12 protein-coding genes are annotated in these 22,361 nt (G+C 74.0%); 3 read left to right on the forward strand and 9 right to left on the reverse strand.

Annotated features, from left to right (window positions below; all coding sequences use genetic code 11):
• Nucleotides 1-27 precede the first annotated feature (27 nt).
• From ACPXCS_RS11810 to ACPXCS_RS11825, 4 genes are all read right to left on the reverse strand, one after another.
• Nucleotides 28-1,431 carry a dipeptidase gene (locus tag ACPXCS_RS11810; RefSeq protein WP_425946494.1) on the reverse strand — a complete coding sequence of 468 codons (1,404 nt, stop codon included), beginning with the start codon at nucleotides 1,429-1,431 and terminating at the stop codon, nucleotides 28-30.
• Nucleotides 1,432-1,441: 10 nt separating this feature from the next.
• Nucleotides 1,442-5,080: a UvrD-helicase domain-containing protein gene (locus ACPXCS_RS11815; RefSeq protein WP_425946495.1), complete on the reverse strand. Its 3,639-nt coding sequence runs from the start codon at nucleotides 5,078-5,080 to the stop codon at nucleotides 1,442-1,444.
• 179 nt (nucleotides 5,081-5,259) lie between these two features.
• Complete coding sequence (locus tag ACPXCS_RS11820; RefSeq protein WP_425946496.1) at nucleotides 5,260-8,652, reverse strand: ATP-dependent helicase; 3,393 nt, start codon at nucleotides 8,650-8,652, stop codon at nucleotides 5,260-5,262.
• A gap of 269 nt (nucleotides 8,653-8,921) precedes the next feature.
• Nucleotides 8,922-9,344, reverse strand: coding sequence for an MGMT family protein (locus ACPXCS_RS11825; RefSeq protein WP_425946497.1), 423 nt, complete (start codon nucleotides 9,342-9,344; stop codon nucleotides 8,922-8,924).
• Nucleotides 9,345-9,530: 186 nt separating this feature from the next.
• Between ACPXCS_RS11825 and ACPXCS_RS11830 the strand changes: the two genes are divergently transcribed.
• The 3 genes from ACPXCS_RS11830 (at nucleotide 9,531) to ACPXCS_RS11840 (ending at nucleotide 15,764) form a co-directional block, all read left to right on the forward strand.
• Nucleotides 9,531-12,449, forward strand: a complete 2,919-nt coding sequence (locus tag ACPXCS_RS11830; protein ID WP_425946498.1) for a lysylphosphatidylglycerol synthase domain-containing protein — start codon at nucleotides 9,531-9,533, stop codon at nucleotides 12,447-12,449.
• Between the two features lie 145 nt (nucleotides 12,450-12,594).
• Nucleotides 12,595-14,142 carry an alpha/beta hydrolase gene (locus ACPXCS_RS11835; RefSeq protein WP_425946499.1) on the forward strand — a complete coding sequence of 516 codons (1,548 nt, stop codon included), beginning with the start codon at nucleotides 12,595-12,597 and terminating at the stop codon, nucleotides 14,140-14,142.
• 155 nt (nucleotides 14,143-14,297) lie between these two features.
• Nucleotides 14,298-15,764, forward strand: coding sequence for an alpha/beta hydrolase (locus ACPXCS_RS11840; protein ID WP_425946500.1), 1,467 nt, complete (start codon nucleotides 14,298-14,300; stop codon nucleotides 15,762-15,764).
• 71 nt (nucleotides 15,765-15,835) lie between these two features.
• Here the strand turns inward: ACPXCS_RS11840 and moeZ are convergent, their stop codons facing one another.
• From moeZ to ACPXCS_RS11865, 5 genes are all read right to left on the reverse strand, one after another.
• On the reverse strand, nucleotides 15,836-17,014 hold the full coding sequence (gene moeZ, locus ACPXCS_RS11845) for an adenylyltransferase/sulfurtransferase MoeZ (protein ID WP_333936861.1): 1,179 nt from the start codon (nucleotides 17,012-17,014) through the stop codon (nucleotides 15,836-15,838).
• A 63-nt stretch (nucleotides 17,015-17,077) separates the two neighbouring features.
• Entirely contained in the window at nucleotides 17,078-17,827 is a 750-nt protein-coding gene (locus ACPXCS_RS11850) for a spherulation-specific family 4 protein (protein WP_425946501.1), read from the reverse strand.
• Nucleotides 17,815-18,774, reverse strand: coding sequence for an NAD-dependent epimerase/dehydratase family protein (locus tag ACPXCS_RS11855; RefSeq protein ID WP_307177379.1), 960 nt, complete (start codon nucleotides 18,772-18,774; stop codon nucleotides 17,815-17,817). The genes ACPXCS_RS11850 and ACPXCS_RS11855 overlap by 13 nt, the downstream gene beginning before the upstream one ends.
• 114 nt (nucleotides 18,775-18,888) lie before the next feature.
• On the reverse strand, nucleotides 18,889-20,211 hold the full coding sequence (locus ACPXCS_RS11860) for a hypothetical protein (RefSeq protein WP_425946502.1): 1,323 nt from the start codon (nucleotides 20,209-20,211) through the stop codon (nucleotides 18,889-18,891).
• Nucleotides 20,212-20,471: 260 nt separating this feature from the next.
• Entirely contained in the window at nucleotides 20,472-22,262 is a 1,791-nt protein-coding gene (locus ACPXCS_RS11865) for a DUF3492 domain-containing protein (protein ID WP_425946503.1), read from the reverse strand.
• Between the last annotated feature and the right edge of the window lie 99 nt (nucleotides 22,263-22,361).

Consider the following 22,361-nt stretch of genomic DNA (forward strand, 5'->3'; position numbering starts at 1 on the left):
CGGCGGTCGGCGGTCGGCAGTCGGCGGTCAGGGCGCGTGACGCCAGTGCTCGGCGAGGTCACCCCACAGGTACGCGGTGGTCTCGACGCCCTTGAGGAGCAGGTCGAGTTCGACTTTCTCGTTCGGCGCGTGCCAGCCGTCGGAAGGCACGGAGATGCCGAGGAAGAGCACGGGGGCGCCGAGGACGTCCTGGAGATCGGCCGCCGGTCCGGAGCCGCCCTCGCGGGTGAAGCGCACGGGCTTGCCGAAGGCCCGGCCCATCGCGCGGACGACCGACTGCAGCGCCGGGTGGTCCAGCGGCGTCAGGCACGGGCGCGTGGCGCCACTGAACGTGATCTCGCAGCGGATCCCGGCGGGCACCTGCTGTTCGGCCCAGGCCCGGACGGCCTTCTCGACGTGGCCGGGGTCCTGGCCCGCCACCAGCCGGAAGGAGAGCTTCACCTGGGCGGAGGCCGGGACGATGGTCTTGCTGCCGGGGCCCTGGTAACCACCGCCGATGCCGTTGACCTCGGCGGTCGGGCGGGCCCAGACGCGCTCCAGGGTGGTGTAGCCGGCCTCGCCCTCGGTGGCGTGCGACCTGGCCGTGCGCAGCCACTGCCGCTCGTCGAAGGGCAGCTCGGCGAAGAGGGCGCGCTCGCGCTCGGTCAGTTCGACGACACCGTCGTAGAAGCCGGGGATCGCCACGCGCGCGTGCTCGTCGTGCAGTGCGGCGACCAGGCGGGCGGCGGCCGTCGCGGGGTTGGGCACCGCGCCGCCGAAGGAGCCGGAGTGGATGTCCTGGTCGGGGCCGTGCAGCCGTATCTCGCACTCGGCGAGGCCGCGCATGCCCGTACAGACCGTGGGGGTGTCCTCGGACCACATGCCGGTGTCGGAGACGATCACGGCGTCGGCGGCGAGCCGCTCCGCGTGCTGCTCGACCAGGGCCCGGAAGTGCGGCGAGCCGGACTCCTCCTCGCCCTCGACCAGCAGCTTCAGGTGCACGGCCGGGGCGGTGCGGCCGGTGGCGGCGAGGTGGGCGCGGACCCCGAGGGTGTGGAAGAAGACCTGGCCCTTGTCGTCGGCCGCCCCGCGCGCGTAGAGACGGTTTCCGCGGACCTCGGGCTCGAAGGGCTCGCTGTCCCAGCCGTCCTCCCGGGCGGCGGGCTGCACGTCGTGGTGGCCGTAGACCAGCACGGTGGGCGCCTGCGGATCGTCGCAGGGCCATTCGGCGAAGACGGCGGGCGCGCCGGGGGTCTGCCAGACCTCGGCCGTCGGGAAGCCGGTCTGCGTCAGCTTGGCGGCGAGCCAGTCGGCGCTGCGTCGTACGTCGGGCGCGTGGTCGGGCTGGGCCGACACCGACGGGATGCGCAGCCACTCGGCGAGGTCGTCGAGGAAGGCGGCGCGGTGCTGCTGGATGTACGTACGGACGACGCTGTCCGGGGTCTGGCTCATGGTCACGAGCCTATCGGCCCCCGGGGAGGTCCTCGGAGTGCGGTTCCTCACCGAACGCCCCTCCCGAGGGCTCGTCCAGCAGCAGCCGCTCCAGCGCGGCCCGGCCCGGCAGGTGCCGGGGGCGGACGACCTCTCCGCCGCGCACGTAGAGGAACGCCGCCGTGACCCGCTCGGGGGGCACGCCCTGCTGCTCGGCCCAGGCGAGGCGGTAGACGGCCAGTTGCAGCGGGTCGGCCGTGCGGGAGCGGCTGGTCTTCCAGTCGACGATCTCGTACGTCGCGTCCTGCCCCTCCCCCTCCTTGTAGACGGCGTCGATCCGGCCCCGGACGACCCGGCCGGCGATCGCCAGCTGGAAGGGGGCCTCCACCCGGTAGGGCGTGCGGCGTGCGTACTCGGTGCGCTCGAAGGCCTCCTTGAGCGCCTCGAGATCCCGCTCGTCGGCGATCTCGGCGTCGCTTCCGGGCAGCTCCTCCGGTTCCAGCAGCGGCAGGGTGAGTTCTTCGAAGCGTGTCTCGACCCAGGCGTGGAAGCGGGTGCCGCGGCGTGCGGCGGGCTGGGGCGGTCGTGGCATGGGACGGGCCAGTTCCCGGGCGAACCCGTCCGGGTCGGCGGCCAAGTGCATCAGCTGGGAGGCCGTGAGCGACGCGGGGAGCGGCACTTCGGTGACGCTGTCGCGGGCGCGCAGCAGCTCGCCGGCGAGGGCGTCGAGGTCGCGGTCCCAGGAGGCGACGGTGCGGGCCTCCTCGGGCGTGAGGCGGGGGTGGCCGCCCGGGTGCGGGGGCTGCGGTGGGGCCGCCTGGTGGGGGACGGTGGGGCGGCGGTTCGCGAGGCGGCGGTTCGCGGGGCGGGGATCCGCGCCGGCCGGCGGCTCGCCGAGGACCTCGTCCAAGGGGGTCTCGGCGAACGGGTCCCCGGCGAAGGCGTCCGCGTCGGAGGACTCCCTCTCGACGGACTCCCCGTCGAAGGGGTCCGGTGCATCGAAAGGATCCGGTGCGCCCAAGGGATCCGATACATCGAAGGGATCGGATACGTCGAAGGGATCCGGTGCGTCGTACGGGGGCTCGTCGTCCTCGGGGGGCGGGGGCCACTCCGGGTCGTCGAGGGCGTCGGGGTCGTGCACGGCGGCGGGGTGGGCGTCCTCGTGGAAGGCGAGGTCCTCCAGGTGCGCCAGGACGGTCTCGGCGGCGGCGCGGCGGCGGGCCAGGGCCGTCTCGTCCAGGGGCAGGGGCCAGACCTGGTCGGCGGTGGCCCGGTGCAGGGCCGGGTTCTCCTCGTCCTCGGCGGGCTCGTCCGCCCAGGCCTCGATCTCGCCGTACCCGGCCTCGCAGTGCTCGTAGAGCGCCTGGAGGAAGGGGGAGGGTCCGCGGCGCTTCTTCTGGGTCGGGCCCCACCAGTGGCCCGACCCCAGGAGCAGGGAGCGGGGACGGGTGAAGGTGACATACCCGAGGCGCAGCTCCTCGGTGAGCTGGTGGTCCTTCATGGCCTCGTGGAAGGCCTTCAGGCCCCGGGCGTCCCAGGAGGGCACGTCGGGCAGGGTGTCGGCGTCACCGCGCAGCGCGTGCGGCAGGACCTTGCCCTGAGAGGTCCACTTCTCGCGGCCCTGGCTGCTGGGGAAGGTGCCGGTGACCAGGCCGGGGACGACCACGACGTCCCACTCCAGGCCCTTGGACTTGTGGGCGGTGAGCACCTTGACGGTGTTTTCGCCGCCGGGCAGGGCGTTGTCGAGGCCCTTTTCGTACTGGGCGGCGGTGCGCAGGAAGCCGAGGAAGGCGAGCAGGGTGGCCTCGTTGTCGCCGGCGGCGAAGGAGGCGGCGACGTCCAGGAAGTTCGACAGGGTCTCGCGGCGGCGGGCGGCCAGGGCGTGCGGGGACGCCGACAGCTCGACCTCCAGCCCGGTGACGGCGAGCACCCGGTGCAGGACGTCCATCAGCGGGTCGGCCAGGGAGCGGCGCAGTTCGCGCAGCTCGGTGGCGAGCCGGGCGAAGCGCACACGCGCGTCGGGCGAGAAGGGCAGTCCGTCGTCGTCCCCGTGGCCGTCCAGGGGCGTCTCCAGGAACGTGTCGAGCGCGTCCGCCAGCGAGATCACCTCGGAGGGGTCGACCCCCTCGACGGCCTCGGCGAGGCGCCGGTCGGGGTCGTCGTCGCCCTCCACGCGCGCGTGGGACACCAGCAGCCGGGCGCGCCGACCCAGCAGGGCGAGGTCGCGCGGGCCGATGCGCCAGCGCGGCCCGGTCAGCAGGCGCACCAGGGAGGCGTTGGCGCCGGGGTCCTGGAGGACCTCGCAGACGGCGACGAGGTCGGCGATCTCCGGCAGGTGCAGCAGTCCGGAGAGGCCGACGACCTCGACCGGGATGTCCCGGGCGACCAGGGCGCCCTGGATCTCGGCGAAGTCGGTCGCCGTGCGGCACAGCACGGCGATCTCGCCGGGTGCCGTCCCGGTCCGGACCAGGTGGGCGACGGAGTCGGCGGCCCAGTCGATCTCCTCGGCGTGGGTGGGCAGCAGGGCGCAGCGGACCATGCCGTCGCGTTCGGCGCCGGGGGCCGGGCGGAGCGCCTCCACGCCCGCGTGCAGGACGCGCAGGGGCTCGGCGAGGCCGTTGGCGAGGTCCAGGAGGCGCCCGCCGCTGCGGCGGTTCTCGCTGAGCGCCTGCCGGGTGGCCGGGCGGCCGTCGGCGCGGGCGAAGTGCTCGGGGAAGTCGTCGAGGTTGGCGACGGAGGCGCCGCGCCAGCCGTAGATCGCCTGGCAGGGATCGCCGACGGCGGTGACGGGGTGGCCGGTGCCCTCGCCGAACAGGCCCGCCAGCAGGACGCGTTGGGCGACCGAGGTGTCCTGGTACTCGTCGAGGAGGACGACCCGGAACTCGTCGCGCAGGGCGCGGCCCACCTCGGGGATCTTCGCGAGCCGGGCGGACAGGGCGATCTGGTCGCCGAAGTCGAGCAGGTCCCGCTCGCGCTTGGCGGCCCGGTAGCGGTTCACCAGCCCGGCCAGCTCGCGGCGTGCGGCCGCCGCCTCGGGCACCTTGCGCAGGTCGGCGTTGGTGAGCTTGGCGCCGCGCAGCGTCAGCAGCAGCTCGGCGTCGTACGCGCGCAGCGCCTCCGGGCGCACGAGGTGCTCGGCGAGCTCGGCGTCCAGGGCGAGGAGGTCGCCGACGAGGTCCGGGAAGGAGCGGGTGAGCGCCGGGTACGGCCCGGGTGACTCGCGCAGCACGCGCGCGGCGAGCTGGAAGCGGGTGGCGTCGGCGAGCAGCCGGGACGTGGGCTCCAGGCCGATGCGCAGACCGTGGTCGGTCAGCAGGCGGCCGGCGAAGGCGTGGTACGTGGAGATCACCGGCTCGCCCGGCGGGTTGTCCGGGTCGATGATGTCCGGGTCGGTGACACCGGCCTTGATCAGGGCCTTGCGGACGCGCTCGGCGAGTTCGGCGGCGGCCTTGTTGGTGAAGGTGAGGCCGAGCACCTGCTCGGGGGCGACCTGCCCGGTGCCGACCAGCCACACCACGCGTGCCGCCATCACCGTCGTCTTGCCCGAGCCCGCTCCGGCCACGATCACCTGGGGGGCGGGCGGCGCGGTGATGCAGGCGATCTGCTCCGGGGTGAAGGGGATGCCGAGGAGCTCTTTGAGCTGTTCGGGGTCGGTGAGTCGGGCTGGCACATCGCAGAGGCTAGCGGCGGGCACTGACATCAGCGGCCGGATCGACCGCTCGGGATCAAAGAACCGCAGGTCAGCTCAGGTGGTGCGATGAGTCACTCTCCGACCCCCCGCCCCGTCACCGCCGGCGGCCCCGTCACCGCCGGCGGCCCTGCTCCCGCCTCCGCGTCCGTGGTGCGCGCTCACTCCACGACGTGCCGGCCCTCCTGCCGCGCGCTGCACGAGGCCCGGAACGCGCAGTGGGTGCAGTGCTGCCCGGCGGTCGGCGTGAACCGCTCGTCGAGGACCTTGCCCGCGGCCGTGGCCAGCAGGTCGCCGACCCACTCCCCCTGCAGCGGCTCCTGGGCCTGCACCTTGGGCACGGTCTCGCCGCCGTCGCGCTGGGCGGCGCCCTGCCGCAGGTGCACCAGTTCGGCGCCGCCCGGCTCGGGCCGCACCCCGTCGAAGACCTCGTCGACGGCGCCCTCCCGGACGGCGAGCTGGTAGACGGCGAGCTGCGGGTGCCGCTCCACCTCCTTGGAGGTGGGGGCCTGCTTGCCGGTCTTGAAGTCGACGACGTAGGCGCGGCCGTCGCCGTCCGCCTCCACGCGGTCCATCTGGCCGCGGATGCGCACCTCGTAGTCGCCCGCCTCCAGGGTGACGTCGAAGTCGTGCTCGCTGGCCACCGGGGTGCGCCCCGCGCGGTCCATGACGTGCCACTGGAGGAACCGTTCGAGCGCCACGCGCGCGTTGGCCTTCTCCTGCTCCGACTTCCAGGGCGCGTCGAAGGCGAGGGCGTTCCACACGGAGTCGAGGCGCTCCATGAGGACGGAGAGGTCGGCCGGGGTGTGCCCGGAGGCGACCTCGTCGGCGAGGACGTGCACCACGTTGCCGAAGCCCTGTGCGGCGGTCGCCGGGGCGTCGGCCTTCACCTCGCGGCCCAGGAACCACTGCAGCGCGCAGGTGTTGGCCAGCTGGTCCAGGGCGCTGCCGGAGAGCACGACCGGCTGGTCGCGGTTGCGCAGCGGCACCTTGGACTCGGTCGGCTCGAACATGCCCCACCAGCGGTAGGGGTGGGCGGACGGCACCAGGGGGCGGCCGTCCTCGTCGGCGAGGGCGGCGAGCCGGGCCAGGCGCCGGGCGGCGGCTTCCCGCAGGGCGTCGGAGACCCGCGGGTCGACCGTGGTGGCGCGCAGTTCGGCCACCAGAGCGGCGACGGACAGCGGCCGGCGCGGCCGTCCGGTGACGTCCTTGGGCTCCACGCCGAGTTCGGTGAGGAAGCGGGAGGGCTGGTCGCCGTCGTCCGCGGGGGCCTTGACCGCGGTGACGACGAGCCGTTCCCGCGCGCGGGTGGCGGCCACGTAGAACAGGCGCCGCTCCTCGGCGAGCAGCGCGCCGGGGGTGAGGGGCTCGGCGAGGCCGTCGCGGCCGATGCGGTCGGCCTCCAGGAGGGAGCCGCGGCGGCGCAGGTCCGGCCACAGGCCCTCCTGGACACCCGCGACGACCACGAGGCGCCATTCCAGGCCCTTGGAGCGGTGGGCGGTCATCAGACGCACGGCGTCGGGGCGTACGGCACGCCGCGTGAGCGTGTCGGCGGCGATGTCCTCGGCGTCGATCTCCTCCAGGAAGTTCAGCGCGCCCCGGCCGCCGGTGCGCTCCTCGGCGCGGGCCGCCGTGGCGAACAGCGCGCACACGGCGTCCAGGTCCCGGTCCGCGTTGCGCCCGGCCGCACCACCTCGCCGGGCGGCCCGCTCCAGGCGCCCGGGCCACGGCGTGCCCTCCCACAGGTCCCACAGCGCCTCCTCGGCCGTACCGCCGCCGGCCAGTCGCTCCCGGGCCTTGCGCAGCAGCGCGCCGAGGCGCTGGGCGCCCCGCGCGTAGGTGGGGTCGTGCACGGCGAGCCGCTCGGGCTCGGCGAGCGCCTGCGCCAGCAGTACGTCGGAGGGCGGCGGCAGCGGGTTGCCCGCGGCCCGCTCCTCGTCGCGCAGGGCACGGCCGAGGCGGCGCAGGTCGGCGGCGTCCATACCGGCCAGGGGTGAGGTGAGGAGGGTGAGGGCCGTCTCGGTGTCGAGCCAGCGGCTGCCGGGCTGACCGGCACCGGCGTCACCGGCGTCACCAGTGGCACCGCCGTCAGCGGTGACCTCGGATTCGGGCCCGAGGCCTCCCTCCCCCACCACGACCCCGGCAGCCCCGGAAGACCCCGCCTCCGCCGCCGCCACCGCCCGCAGCGCCGTCAGCAGCGGTGCCACCGCGGGTTCGTGGCGCAGCGGCACGTCGTCGCCGTCGACGTCCACGGGCACGCCCGCCGCCGTCAGGGCACGGCGGACCGTCGGGATGGTGCGGGAACCGGCGCGCACCAGGACGGCCATCTCGTTCCACGGGACGCCGTCCTCCAGGTGGGCCCTGCGCAGGATGTCGGCGACGTTGTCCAGCTCCGTGCCGGAGGTCGGGTACGTGTACGCCTCGACGCGGCCGCCGTCCCGGACGGGGGCGAGTTCGCGGTGGGCGCGTACCTTCTCGGCGGGCAGACGGGTCAGCGGCATGCGCTGGGTCAGCAGCCGGGTCGCGGCCAGCAGGGCGGCTCCGGAGCGGCGGGACGTGCGCAGCACCGCGACCGGGGCAGGGCGGCCGTCCGCGCGCGGGAAGGCGTGCGGGAAGTCCAGGATGCCGTTCACGTCGGCCCCGCGGAACGCGTAGATCGACTGGTCGGGGTCACCGAAGGCGACCAGCGTGCGGCCGCCGCCGGCCAGCGCGCTCAGCAGCCGGACCTGGGCGGGATCGGTGTCCTGGTACTCGTCGACGTAGACGGCGTCGTACCGGTCGGCGAGCCACGCGGCGACCTCGGGGCGGTGGGCGAGGAGCACCGCGCGGTGGACGAGTTCGGCGTAGTCGATCACGCCTTGCAGGTCGAGCACGTCGAGGTACTCGGCGAGGAAGGAGGCCGCCGCGCGCCAGTCGGGGCGGCCCGTGCGGCGCGCGAAGGCGTCCAGGGCGTCGGGCCCGAGGCCCAGTTCGCGGCTGCGGGCGAGGACTGCGCGGACCTCGTCGGCGAAACCGCGGGTGGTCAGGCAGGCGCGCAGCTCGTCCGGCCAGCGCACGTGCGCCAGCCCGAGCCGCTCCAGGTCCACCTGGCCCGCCAGCAGCTCCCGTACGGCGACGTCCTGCTCGGGTCCGGACAGCAGCCGCAACGGCTCCACGAACAGGTCGCTGTCCTGGTGGGCGCGGACCAGGGCGTAGCAGAACGAGTGGAACGTGGTCGCCTGGGGCGCGCGGGCGGTCCCGGCCCGCAGGGCCATGCGGTCGCGCAGCTCGACGGCGGCCCTGCGGCTGAACGTCAGCACCAGGACGCGCTCGGGGTCGCCGCCCCGGGCGATCCGCTGGGCCACGGACTCGACGAGCGTGGTGGTCTTGCCGGTGCCCGGGCCTGCGAGGACGAGCAGCGGGCCGGCCGTGTGGTCAACCACGGAGCGCTGCGAGGCGTCCAAAAGAGGGGGGTCCACCCGTGTGGGAGGGGTACGTACCAGTCGGTAAGCGCCACGGTTCCCCCGCCGTACCCGGGGGTGCGACAGGCCGCTGGTGGAGGAAGAGGTGCTCACGTGGTTCGCCGGTCCTGGTGGATGTACTCGGTGTGCGGACCGCCGCGCGCGTGGCGGGCGGTGACCGCGGGGTGACGGGGACGCGTGCGGCCGACGCTACGCCGACGAGTGAGGCGGAAGCAGGGCTTCCCCTTCTTCCCGCCGGTCACTCGCGCCGCTCCCGGCGCACATGTCCCTCGTCTCTCGAACGTACGTCATGCCCGCGGTGTGCCCCGATTCCCTCGTCCGGATCACGGGCCACACGGGAGGGCGGGCGATGCCGGAAGCTGTCAGGTGTGACCCTCCGCGCGTTCGCCGCCGTCCCACCGCGCCCGCCTCATGTCGATGCGCGGCAGGTGGCCCTCGGCGGCCCGGCTCGCCTCCTTCAGGGGCGTGCCCTCCTCGCGGTAGTGGCCGAGCGCCCGCTGTTCGTGCCCCGGGAGCAGGACGCCGTCCGCGCGCACGACACGCCACCACGGGGCGGCTCCCCCGTAGAGGGCCATCACCCGGCCCACCTGGCGCGGACCGCCCTCCTCCAGCCACTCGGCCACGTCCCCGTAGGTCATGACGCGGCCCGGCGGGATCAGGTCGGCGACGTCGAGAACCCGCTCGGCGTAGGCGGGCAGGGCTTCCCCGGGCTCGTCGGGGGCGCCGTCTCGCCCCGCGCGGGCATCCTGCGGACGGGTGTCCTGTGGAAGGCTCTCCTCGCTCATCCGCCCCATCCTGCCCCACCCCACCGACAACGGGACGCGCGCGCTCCCGAGCGTTTCCTTCGCCCCGCGCCAGCGCGTCGGGCAGACTGTCCGCCCCCGCATGTGCACCCTGATGCCCCCGTGTGTCGGTGTGGCATGCCACCATCGTGCGGGCGGTGACCGGTGATACGAGACCAAGAAGAGACGATGAAGCAGCAGGGTGCGCACCCCGAGGACACGGAGGGCACCTCTGACGCGTCGTCGCGCCCGGACACCGATGCCGACGTCGGAAAGCGGCCGAGGAAGGGCGCCGAGGACGGCACCGTGCAGGGGCCGGGCACCGAGGACGGCACCGTGCAGGGGCCGGACAGCGAGGACAGCACCGTCAAGGGCCCGGGCGCCGAGGACACCACCGTGAAGGGACCGGGCACCGGTGACAGCACCGGCAAGGGGCCGGGCACCGGCGACGGCACCGGCAAGGGGCCGGGCAGGAAGGCGCGGACGCCCGCCGAGGAGCCCGACTTCGCGCACATCGACGAGGTGGAGGGCGACGAACCGCTGCTCCCCGCGCGCGTGCACCGCCCGTCGGACCTGATGCGGCTGCTGGTGGGCGTGCTCGCCGTGGCGCTGCTGATCGGGATCGCCGCCTTCGCGCACGGCACCACCTCGGGCCTCGAACAGGACATCAACAAGGGCACCGGGCAGGCGCCCGACCTGCTCATCAAGATCGCGGGACTGGCCTCCAGCATCGCGATCCTGCTGGTGCCGGTCGCCTTCGCGATCGAGCGGCTGATCAAGCGGGACGGGCTCCGGATCGCCGACGGCGTCCTCGCCGCCGTCCTGGCGCACGGCGTGACCCTCGCCACAGACCTGTGGGTCGCCCGGGCCGCCCCGGACTCGATCCAGGAGGCGCTCACCCAGCCCTCCCCCGGTGACATCCACGCGCTCACCGACCCCGTGCACGGCTATCTGGCGCCGGTCATCGCCTACATGACGGCCGTCGGCATGTCCCGCAGACCGCGATGGCGCGCGGTGCTCTGGGTCGTGCTGCTCCTCGACGCCTTCTCGATGCTCGTCACCGGGTACACGACCCCGTTCTCGATCATCCTGACCGTCCTGATCGGCTGGACCGTCGCCTACGGCACCCTGTACGCGGTCGGTTCGCCCAACGTCCGGCCCACCGGGCAGACCCTGATGGCGGGCCTGCGGACCGTCGGCTTCCGTCCGGTCAGCGCGTCCCGCGAGGACCACTCGGACAACCCGGACACCGGCGACCGCGGCCGGCGCTACTTCGTGACCCTGGAGGACGGCCCGCCGCTGGACGTGACGGTGGTCGACCGGGAGCAGCAGGCCCAGGGCTTCTTCTACCGCGCCTGGCGCAACCTCACCCTGCGCGGCTTCGCCACCCGCAGCAGCCTGCAGTCGCTGCGCCAGGCTCTGGAGCAGGAGGCGCTGCTGGCGTACGCGGCGATCGCGGCCGGCGCCAACGCGCCCAAGCTGATCGCCACCTCCGAGCTCGGCCCCGACGCGGTGATGCTCGTCTACGAGCACAGCGGCGGCCGCACCCTGGACTCCCTGCCGGACGAGGAGATCACCGACGACCTGCTGCGCGACACCTGGCACCAGGTGAAGGCGCTGCAGTCCCGGCGTATCGCGCACCGCAGGCTGGTGGGCGACGCCATCCTGGTGGATCGTTCCGGCAAGGTGATCCTCACCGACCTGCGCGTCGGCGAGATCGCGGCCGGCGACCTGCTGCTGCGGATGGACATCTCCCAGTTGCTGGTGACCCTGGGGCTGCGGGTCGGCGGCGAGCGGGCGGTCGCCTCGGCCGTGGGCGTGCTCGGCCCGGACGCCGTGGCGGACTGCCTGCCGATGCTCCAGCCCATCGCGCTCAGCCGCTCCACGCGCGCGACGCTGCGCAGACTGGCCCGGGAGCGGGCCCAGCGCGAGCGCGAGGCGGTCCTGGAGGCCTCCCAGCAGGCCAAGCAGACACGCCTGGAGGAGGACGCGGACGAGGCAGCCGTGCCCGTCCTGGAGAAGCCCGACAAGAAGGCCGTGCGGGCGGAGCAGCGGGCCGAGAAGCGCGCGATCGACGAGGCCCTGGAGGAGGCGCGCGAGGAGGACCTGCTGACGCAGATCCGCCACGAGGTGCTGCGCATCAGGCCCCAGGCACCGGTCGAGCCGGCCCGGCTGGAGCGGGTGCGGCCGCGCACGCTGATCAGTTTCATCGCAGGCGCGATCGGCGCCTACTTCCTGCTGACGCAGCTCACGCACATCGAGTTCGGGCCGCTGATCGCCCACGCCGAGTGGGGCTGGGTCGCCGCGGCCGTGCTGTTCTCGATGGCCAGCTACTTCGCGGCGGCGATGGCCCTGCTCGGGTTCGTGCCCGAGCGGGTGCCGTTCCTGCGGACGGTGGCGGCGCAGGTCGCCGGTTCGTTCGTGAAGATCGTCGCCCCGGCGGCCGTGGGCGGAGTGGCGCTGAACACGCGCTTCCTGCAGCGCGCGGGGGTGCGACCGGGTCTGGCGGTGGCGAGTGTCGGCGCCTCGCAGCTGTTCGGGCTCGGCTGCCACATCCTGATGCTGCTGTCCTTCGGCTATCTCACCGGCACCGAGAAGACCCCGTCGCTGTCGCCGTCCCGGACGGTCATCGCCGGTCTGCTGACCGTGGCGGTGCTGGTGCTCGTGGTGACCTCGGTGCCGTTCCTGCGGAAATTCGTCGTCACGCGCGTGCGGTCGCTGTTCGCGGGTGTCGTGCCGCGCATGCTGGACGTCCTCCAGCGGCCGCAGAAGCTGGTCACGGGCATCGGCGGCATGCTGCTGCTGACCGCCTGCTTCGTGATGTGCCTGGACGCCTCGATCCGCGCGTTCGGCGACGAGTCGACCTCGATCAGCCTCGCCAGCGTCGCCGTCGTCTTCCTCGCGGGCAACGCCCTGGGGTCCGCGGCGCCGACCCCGGGCGGCGTCGGCGCGGTCGAGGCGACTCTGACGGTCGGCCTGATCGCCGTCGGGCTGCCGAAGGAGGTCGCGGCACCGGCGGTCCTGCTGTTCCGGCTGCTGACCCTGTGGCTGCCGGTGCTGCCGGGCTGGCTCGCTTTCAACCACCTGACCCGCAAGCAGGCCCTCTGACGGCGTCCGCCCCTGACCTGGGCAGGACGCCTGTGAGGGGCGCCCGCGAGGGCCGCCGCTGCCGCTTCCGCGACCCACTGGTCCCTCCTACCTCGTACGGCACGCGTCCCGCGCGCCCCGCTGCGGGCCGCCGCAGGATGGAACCATGCCAACCCTCCCCCGGCTGCGCGCCGCCGCCCTGACCGCCACCGCCGTGCTGCTGTCCACTGTGCTGGCGGGCTGCGGCGGTGACGACACCGAGGAGCAGGACCTCACTCGGCAGGAGCTGGAGTGGAAGACCTGCCCGGCCCCGGACGAGGCGCAGGGCGGAGGGGCCTCGCCGTCCCCGCTGCCGGACGACGGCGAGTGGCAGTGCGCCACGATGAAGGCGCCGCTCGACTGGGACGAGCCCGAGGGCGACACGATAGGTCTCGCGCTGATCCGGGTCAGGACCACCGGCACCGCGAGCGAGCGCATCGGCTCGCTCGTCTTCAACTTCGGCGGCCCCGGCGGCTCGGGCGTCAAGTCGCTGCCCGCCTTCGCGGAGGGCTACGGGACGCTGCGCACCCGCTACGACCTGGTCAGCTTCGACCCACGCGGCGTCGGCCGCAGCAAGCCCGTGATCTGCGGGAACGACCAGCAGCTCGACGCGTACTTCCAGCAGGACGCGACTCCCGACGACACCGTGGAGCGCACGCGGCTGCTGGACAACACCAAGGAGTTCAACGACGCCTGCGAGAAGAACTCCGAGAGGATGCTGCCGAACGTGCGCACCACCGACGCCGCCCGCGACCTCGACCTCATGCGCCAGGTGCTCGGCGACGACAAATTGCACTACTTCGGCTTCTCCTACGGCACCGAGCTCGGCGGCGTCTACGCCCACCTGTTCCCCCGGCGGGTCGGCCGCGCCGTGTTCGACGCCGTCGTCGACCCCTCGCAGAACGCCGAACAGGGCTCGCTGGGGCAGGCCGAGGGCTTCCAGCTCGCACTGGACAACTTCGCCGAGGACTGCGTGTCGAAGACCGAGGAATGCCCCGTCGGCGACAGCGCACAGGACGTGAAGGACCGCATCGCCAAGCTGCTGAAGGACCTCGACCGCAAGCCGATCCCGGGCGTCTTCCCCAGGGAACTGACCCAGACCGCGGCGACCAACGGCATCGTGCAGGCCCTGTACTCGCAGGACTTCTGGGAGTACCTCACCGAAGGTCTGCAGCAGGCCTACGAGGGCGACGGCAGCACCCTCATGCTGCTGTCCGACTCGATGAACGGGCGCAGCGAGAACGGCGAGTACGACAACTCGGCCGCCGCCCACACCGCCATCAGCTGCGCCGACAGCAAGGCGCGCTACGACACCGCCTACGTGGAGCGGAAACTGCCCGAGTTCCGGGCGGCGTCCCCCCTGTTCGGCGACTACCTGGCCTGGGGCATGATCGGCTGCACCGACTGGGCCGTGCCGGGCGCCGCCGACCACCCGGACGTGAGCGCGCCGGGTGCCCCGCCGATCCTGGTCATCGGCAACACCGGCGACCCCGCCACGCCCTACGAGGGAGCGCGGGCCATGGTGGAGGCGCTGGGCAAGGGGGTCGGCGTCGAGCTGACGTACAAGGGGCAGGGGCACGGCGCCTACGACAGCAAGAACAAGTGCGTGCAGGACGCGGTGCACGGCTACCTGCTGGACGGAAAGGTGCCGCGGGCGGGGACCGTCTGCACCTGAGACCCCACCACGCCCCGGGTGGGGCACAGGGCCTGATGAAACCGCAGGTCAAAAGGTTATCCACAGGACGGAACGGTCGGCGCGGGGATCTGCCTACCATGGCCCGAACGCCATCCGCGGCACGGCGCGGACGGCTCGTGAGGGGGGATGGGCCCATGTCGCGTTTCCTGCGGTGGACCGCTCTGGCGGCCGCCTCGACTCTGCTGGCGTCCGGGTGCGGCGGTGCTTCCGACGACGGCAAGGGCGAGCTGTCCTGGGGCCGTTGCAAGGCCACCGCCGACGCCCCCGCGCCGAGCAGCGAATGGCAGTGCGCCACGCTCAAGGTGCCACTGGACTGGTCGAAACCGGACGGCGGGACGATCGGGCTGGGACTGATCCGCGCCAAGGCCCGCGGTGACGACCGTGCCGGCTCCCTGCTGTTCAACTTCGGCGGCCCGGGCGCCTCGGGCGTGTCCATGATGCCGTCGTACGCGCCGACCGTCGCGCAGCTGCGCGAGCGGTACGACCTGGTCAGCTGGGATCCGCGCGGGGTGGGCGCCAGCGAGGGGGTGCGCTGCCGCGGCGACAAGGAGATCCAGGCGGCCGAGTCGGTGGACGTCACCCCGGACACAGCCGCCGAGGAGAGGGCGTACCTCGCGGACGCGGCCGACTTCGGCCAGGGCTGCCGGAAGGACGCCGGCGAGTTGATGGCGCACGTCTCGACCGCCGACTCGGCCCGCGACATGGACCGCATCCGCCGCGCCCTCGGCGACGACAGGATGAACTACTTCGGCATCTCCTACGGCACGGAGCTGGGCGGCACCTACGCCCACCTGTTCCCGAAGAAGGTCGGGCGGATGACGCTGGACGCGGTCGTCGACCCCGGCGCCGACACCGTCGGCCACGCCCAGAACCAGGCCAGGGGCTTCCAGCGCGCCCTGGACGGCTACCTGAAGTCCACGGGCCAGGACCCGAAGGCGGGCTCGCGGAAGATCTCGGCCCTGCTGGGGCGGCTCGACGCCCGTCCCCTGCCGACCGGCACACCCGGGCGCAAGCTCACCCAGACGCTCGCGGTCACGGGCATCGTCCTGCCGCTGTACAGCAAGGACAGCTGGCCGACGCTCACCAGCGCCCTGGAGGCGGCCGAGCGCGGCGACGGCTCGGAGCTGCTGGCCCTCGCCGACGGCTACAACGAACGCGACCCCTCGGGCCGCTACGGCACGACCACGCACGCCCAGCGGGTCATATCGTGCCTGGACGACCGGCAGCGGCCGACCGTGGCCGAGACGAAGAGGCTGCTGCCGGAGTTCGAGAGGATCTCCCCGGTCTTCGGGACGTTCCTCGGCTGGGACACGGCCGGCTGGTGCCACGACTGGCCGGTGCCCGGACAGCACGACACCCCAAAGGTGAGCGCCCCGGGCGCCCCGCCGGTCCTGGTGGTGGGCAACACCGGCGACCCCGCCACTCCCTACGAGGGCGCCCGGAGGATGGCCGACGAGCTGGGCAAGGGTGTCGGAGTGCTGCTCACCTGGCGGGGCGAGGGACACGGCGCGTACGGCAGCGGCAGCGACTGCGTCGACTCCACGGTGAACGCGTATCTGCTGGACGGCTCGGTCCCGAAGGACGGCAAGGTCTGCTCATGACGACGGCGGGGGCTCCGGGCACCCGTGGTGCGCGAAGCCCCCGCCGCTCGACGAGGTGGGCCGGATACGGCTCAGTACACCGGCTTGCTCGGCTCGATCTGGTTGACCCAGCCGATCACGCCGCCGCCGACGTGGACCGCGTCCGAGAAGCCCGCGGACTTCAGCACCGCGAGGACTTCCGCACTGCGGACACCCGTCTTGCAGTGCAGGACGATCTTCTTGTCCTGCGGGAGGCTCTCCAGGGCGGTGCCCATGAGGAACTCGTTCTTCGGGATGAGCCGGGCGCCCGGGATGGAGACGATCTCGTACTCGTTCGGCTCGCGGACGTCGATGATGTCGATGCTCTCGCCGTCGTCGATCCACTCCTTGAGCTGCTTGGGAGTGATCGTGGAGTCGGCGGCCGCCGCCTGGGCCTCCTCGGACACGACGCCGCAGAAGGCCTCGTAGTCGATGAGCTCGGTGACGGTCGGGTTCTCGCCGCAGACCGCGCAGTCCGGGTCCTTGCGGACCTTGACCTGGCGGTACTGCATCTCCAGGGCGTCGTAGATCATCAGGCGGCCGACCAGCGGCTCACCGATGCCCGCGAGGAGCTTGATGGCCTCGTTGACCTGGATGGAGCCGATGGACGCGCACAGCACGCCCAGCACGCCGCCCTCGGCGCAGGAGGGGACCATGCCGGGGGGCGGGGGCTCCGGGTACAGGCAGCGGTAGCAGGGGCCGTGCTCGGACCAGAAGACGGAGGCCTGGCCGTCGAAGCGGTAGATGGAACCCCACACGTACGGCTTGTTCAGCAGCACGCAGGCGTCGTTGACCAGGTAGCGGGTCGCGAAGTTGTCCGTGCCGTCGACGATCAGGTCGTACTGGCTGAAGATGTCCATCACGTTGTCGGCCTCGAGCCGCTCTTCGTGCAGGACCACGTTCACGTACGGGTTGATGCCCTTGACGCTGTCGCGCGCGGACTCGGCCTTGGAACGGCCGATGTCGGCCTGGCTGTGGATGATCTGGCGCTGCAGGTTCGACTCGTCGACCTCGTCGAACTCCACGATGCCGAGGGTGCCGACGCCCGCGGCGGCCAGGTACATCAACGCCGGCGAGCCCAGGCCGCCGGCGCCCACACACAGCACCTTGGCGTTCTTCAGCCGCTTCTGCCCGTCCATCCCGACGTCCGGGATGATCAGGTGGCGGGAGTACCTGCGAACCTCGTCTACGGTGAGCTCGGCAGCCGGCTCGACCAGGGGTGGCAACGACACGGGGACTCCGTTGGTCGGTCAATCACTACGGTTGTTCTCCCCGTAACACTGCCATGCGCTTTTTCATTCCGAGACACCTGTTCCGATCCGCGAGACAAACTCGTCCCAGTAGCCGGGCATGGCCTCCCAGGGGTCGGCCCGTCCGCCGCGGTCCGTGCGGTCGGTGAACCAGACCGTCCCCGCGCCCTGCCAGCGTGCGATGCGCAGGGCCTCCTCCAGATGGGGGTGGGGCACGCTGTGGACGAAATGGCAGAAACGCTCGGGCGGGTGGGCGGCGGTCCACTCGGCCACCTGCGACCAGCGGTAGTCGCTCCAGGGGCCGGAGAAGGTGACCAGCTGGTCGGCGTGCTCGGCGTAGCCGGGGTGCGGGTAGGTGCCGTGCCCGAGGACGATGTGGGGATCGTCACGGATCACGCGCAGGGTGGCGACGGTGCGGCGGACCTCGGGCAGTTCGGCGCGGTCGGCCGGGCAGCGGTCCAGGAGGTAGCCGTCGACCTGGTACCAGTCGGCGAACCGGTGGGCGTCCGAGATCAGTTCGCCGAAGGCCCGGAATCCGTACCGGGTGTCGAGGCGGCCGAGGACGCGGACGCCCGCGCTGCGCAGGCGTCCGGCCGCCTCCAGGCAGTGCGGGTCGGGGCGGCTGCCGGGGCCGTCGGCCACGTTCAGGACCACCCAGTGCAGCGGGGTGCCGGGGCGGGTGAGTTCGCCCCACTCGGTGGGGGCGAGCAGGGGGTGGGCGAAGCCGGGGACGCCCAGGCCGGGGCGGAGTTCCGTGCTCGACGAGCGGGGCCGTGTACTGGTCAGATGCGGCATGCCGCCTCCATCCAGATGTCGGCGAGGGACTCTTCGAGCCCGATCCGGGGGCGCCAGCCGAGCCGGTCGCGCGCGGTGCGCACATCGGCCTGCTGCCAGCTGCCGCAGCCGTCCGGGTACGGGTACGCGACCGGGGGCGCGTGGTCGGGGTCGGGCCGGGGGTGCCCGATGGCCGAGCGCAGGGCGCCGGGCGGGCCGTCGAGCTCGTGGAGGGCACCGCCGTACCCGGCGACGCGGGCGAGGACGGCGGCGGCGTCGCGCAGCCGCACGGCGCGGCCGGAGCCGATGTTGATGACGCCCTGCGCGGCGGAGAGCGAGGCGGCGTGCACGGCCCGGGCCACGTCGCGGACGTCGACGAAGTCGCGCTGGGCGCCGAGGCCGCCGAGTTTCAGCTCGCCGTCGCCGGACTGCATGGCGCGGCGCATGGCCTCGGCGAGGCGGCCCAGCGGGGAGCCCGCGGGGGTGCCGGGTCCGGCCGGTGAGAAGACGCGCAGCACGACGGCGTCCAGGCCGGAGCCGAGGACGAGTTCGGTGGCGGCGAGTTTGCTGACGCCGTACGGGCCGCCGGGGCGGGGCACGGCGTCCTCGGCCGTGGAGGAGCCGGGCTGGCTGGGGCCGTACTCGGCGCTGCACCCGATCTGCACCAGCCGGGCGCCGCAGCCGCTGCGGCGCAGGGCCTCGCAGACGGTGGCCACGGCGACGGTGTTGTGGCGGGTGAGTTCGCGGGCCCCGCCGCGGGTGGCGCCCGCGCAGTTGACGACGACGCCCGGGTGGACCGCGTCGAGGAAGCGGGTGAGGGCACCGGGGCTGCCGGACGCGAGGTCGAAGCGGACGTCGGCGTCGTCGCCCCGGCCGAGGGCGGTGAGCTGGACGGCCGGGTCGGCGAGCAGGCGGTCGGCGACGAAGCGCCCGATGTAGCCGTTGGCTCCGATCAGCAGGACTCTCATCGCGCGGCTCCCGGGGTGGCCGGGGCTCCTGGGTGGGTGGTCATGTCGTTCTCCTAGGGGGCGGGTAGGACGGGGTGGCGATGGCCTGCGGCGGTGGGGTCGCCGTCAGGACCGTCACCGGGCGGGCTCCGCGGGTGCGTGGGCCGAGGCCCGGGTCAGCTTGCGGGTCGCGTGGACCAGCAGGGCGAGGGCCGCCGCTCCGCAGACGAGGGCCGGGACGCTGCCGGCGCCCCAGGCGGTGACGAGTGCGTCGACCGGTGTGGCGAGGAAGCCGCAGCCGGGCAGGCGGGAGGTGAAGACCAGGGCGAGGGCGGACGCCTGGAGGGTGGCGGTCGCGGTGAGGACGACGGCCGGGGCGTAGGTGAAGCCGTGGACGGTGAGGAGGCGGGCGAGGAAGAGGAGGGCGCCCAGGGTGAGGGCCTGTGGGTAGGCCGCGGACTCGTCCAGGACCGCCGCGCTCAAGGCGAGCAGGGCCGTCAGGGCGCCCACGAAGAGGGCGAACAGGCCCAGCAGGAGCGGTCGCACGGCCGCGGCGAAGTCCTCCAGGCCCCGGCTGGAGGCGAGTCTGCGACGGGCGCGCGCGGTGAGGAAGTGGGCGGTCCAGGCCGCGGGCGCGCAGGCCAGGGTGAGGGCGAGGACGGGGGCCACGGTGACGGGCCAGGGCCCCTCGGCGGATCCGGTGGGAAGGGCGTCGGGGCCGCCGGCGAGGGCGCTGAGCAGCAGGCCGTCGCCCAGGAGGGCGTAGGCGGCGAGCCACAGGGTCCAGGGGGTGGTCCGGCCGGGTGCGGCGCCGGGCCGGGGCCCGGGCCGGCCCTCGTCGGTCCTGCTCAGGGGGCCCCTGTGCAGGGCAGCCCGGAGGGCCGTCCCGACGGCGAGGGCTCCGGCGGCGGCCACAATCAGACGGGTCCGGCCGTGGGTGAGGTGCGCGGCGGCCACGGCGGCGGCGCACAGGGCGCCCGGCAGCAGCGTCAGGAGGACCCATCCGGCCCTTACCCGCGGGGCGGCGGGAGCGGCGGGCGGGGGCGTGTCCCCGTTCCGGGAGACGCGCGCGTACATCTCCTCCGCCAGGGAGAAGACGTCCCGGTGGCGGAACCGGCCGGCGGTGCGGTCGGTGATGCCGTGAGCTTCGAGTCCGGCCGCGATCTCCAGCGGATCGACGGCCCGCTCGCAGAGCTCTCGGTGACGGTGCATCAGCGCCTTCACGGGGTCGGCGGCGCCTCGGCGGGGGGACGGTGGGGTCGGGCCGGGGCCGTCGGTCTCCCGAGCCCCGGTCCGCACGCCGGCGCCGCCGGCGACGCCGCCGGCTTCAGCACCCGGCCCTGCGGTCGAGGCCTCGGTCGAGGTCGCGGACGCGGTAGAGGTCGCGGACGCGGTGTCGGCGGTCGGGGCCGCAGCGGATACCGAGCCGGAGCCCGAGTCGGAGCCCGAGGTCGGCATGCGACCGGTTTCAGTCGTCCGACCCTCGCTCGCCTGGCCCTCGGTCGTCCGACCCTCGCTCGTCTGGCCTGCGGCCCCCCGGCCTTCGCTCGCCCGGCCCTCGGTCCCCCGGCCCGTGGTCGTCCGACCCTCGGTTGCCCGGCCCTCGCCCCCACGGCCATCGGTCGCCCCACCCGCCGGCTTCAGCGCCCGTTCCGATTCCGTGTCCCAGGCCCCCGGGCTGGTGGGGGTGCCGGGTCGGTCCAGTTCTCCGAGGTCCTTCACCGCGCTCCCTCCGGGGCGGGGACGGGCGTGGTGGCGCGCACGGGGCGGGCGGTGGCCCAGCCGGGGCCGTTGCGGGCGGCGAGGCTGGGCGACGGGGTGGACCAGCGGACCGGGACCCGGGCCTCGGCGGGAACCGCGAAGGGCAGCGGCTCCCCCGCTCCGTCCAGGGCGCGCCGGACGGGCGCGCGCGAGACGATCTCCAGGTAAATGCCGTGAAATGCCTCGATGTTCTGCTCGACCGTGAACAGTTCGAGGGCCCGGGCGCGCGCGGCCGCGCCCAGGCGCGCACGACGCTCGGGGTCGCGCAGCAGCGCCACGCACGCCTCGGCGAGCGCCTGCGGATTGCGCGGAGGGACGACGAGGCCGGTGCCGCCGATGACCTCCACGACCGCGCCGACGTCGGTCGAGACGGTCGCCCGCCCGGACAGCATGGCTTCGACCAGGCTGACCGGGAAGCCCTCGACGACGCTGGACAGCACGGTCACGGCGCCCGAGGCGTACGCGTCGGCAGGGCGCGGCAGTTCCGGCCCTCCGGTCTCCTCGAAGGACACCGGGTTGTCGCCGGGGATGTGCGGCCCCTCGGCCTCGTCGGGGAAGAGCTGGGCGGCGAGCGCCCGGCAGTGCAGGAGGTAGGCCGCGCCCTCGGCGCCGACGGGGGTGCCGACGACGCGCAGGCGGGCCTTCGGCCGCTCCTTGCGGACCTCGGCGAAGGCGTGCAGCAGCGAGACCAGGTCCTTGGCGGGCTCGACCCGGCCGACCCAGACGAGGGTGTCCGGGTCCGCGGACTCGGGGGACTCGCCGGCCTCCGCGAAGGGCCGGGCGTCCATGCCCGGGTGGACCGTGCGGAGCTTCGCGCGGTCGGCACCGCAGCGCTCCTGCCAGCGGCGGGCGTGCGTGTTGCCGGCGGTGACGACCTCCGCCTGCCGGTAGGCCTCGGCCGCGAGGCGGCCCTGGAACGCCGCGAGCAGGGACCGCACGGCGGGCGGGGCGTCCGGGGTGGTGAGGTAGTGCGTCCGCAGGCGCACGCCGTACTCGGTCACCAGCAGCGGCACGCCGGTGAAGTGCCGGGCGAGCAGGCCCGGCAGGACGGCGGCGCCGCCGGAGGCGGCGTGGCACAGGTCGACCGCGCCGAGTCCGTCGTCCTCGTACCAGTCGAGGGAGAGGGGGCGCAGGGTGCGCTCCAGGTAGCCGGCGACGGCGAGCAGGTCCGGTACGCGCGCCTCGCGGGCGGCGCGCTGCGCGCCGGGCGCGCGGCAGGCGCGCTCCAGCGTGCGTACGGCGGCCTCGGAACGGAGTGCGCCGACCAGGCCGCCGGTCTCGCGGGCGAGTTCGGCAAGTCCGTACAGAGCGCTGGCGAAACGGTCCGCCTCGGAGGCGGACGCGTCCCCGGGCCCTCCGGCGGCGCTCCTCGACGGACCGTCGGCCGTCCCGCTCGAACCGCCGGCCGTCCCGCTCGAACCCCCAGCCGTCCCGCTCGAACCCCCGGCCGGCCCCGCCGTCCCGCACAGCACCGCCGCCAGTTCCCCGAAGCACTCGCGGAACCGGCGCCGGGCCCGGCGTCCCAGCACCACCTCGTCGTCCTCGGCCATCCACAGCGGCGCGGTCCGCACCCTGCGCACGTTCGGCGGCAGCGGGACCCAGCCCTCGTCCTCCTGGAGCTGGCTGCGGCTGAGCGCGTAGACGTCGAACTCGTGCTGTGCGAGACCGTGCACCAGCCGGTCGCACCAGAGCCTGGCGTCACCGCTCACGTACGGATAGCCGGCCTCCGTCAGCAGTCCGATGCGCACGAGTGCACCCCCGATCTCCCGTATGAGGAGCCGCCGTTGCCCGGCGGCTCGCAGCGGGACGAACGTATGCGGACAAGGCGGTGGTACGACGGACGGTTG

Source organism: Streptomyces sp. DT190 (assembly GCF_049846985.1).
In the GTDB taxonomy this organism is placed as follows: domain Bacteria; phylum Actinomycetota; class Actinomycetes; order Streptomycetales; family Streptomycetaceae; genus Streptomyces.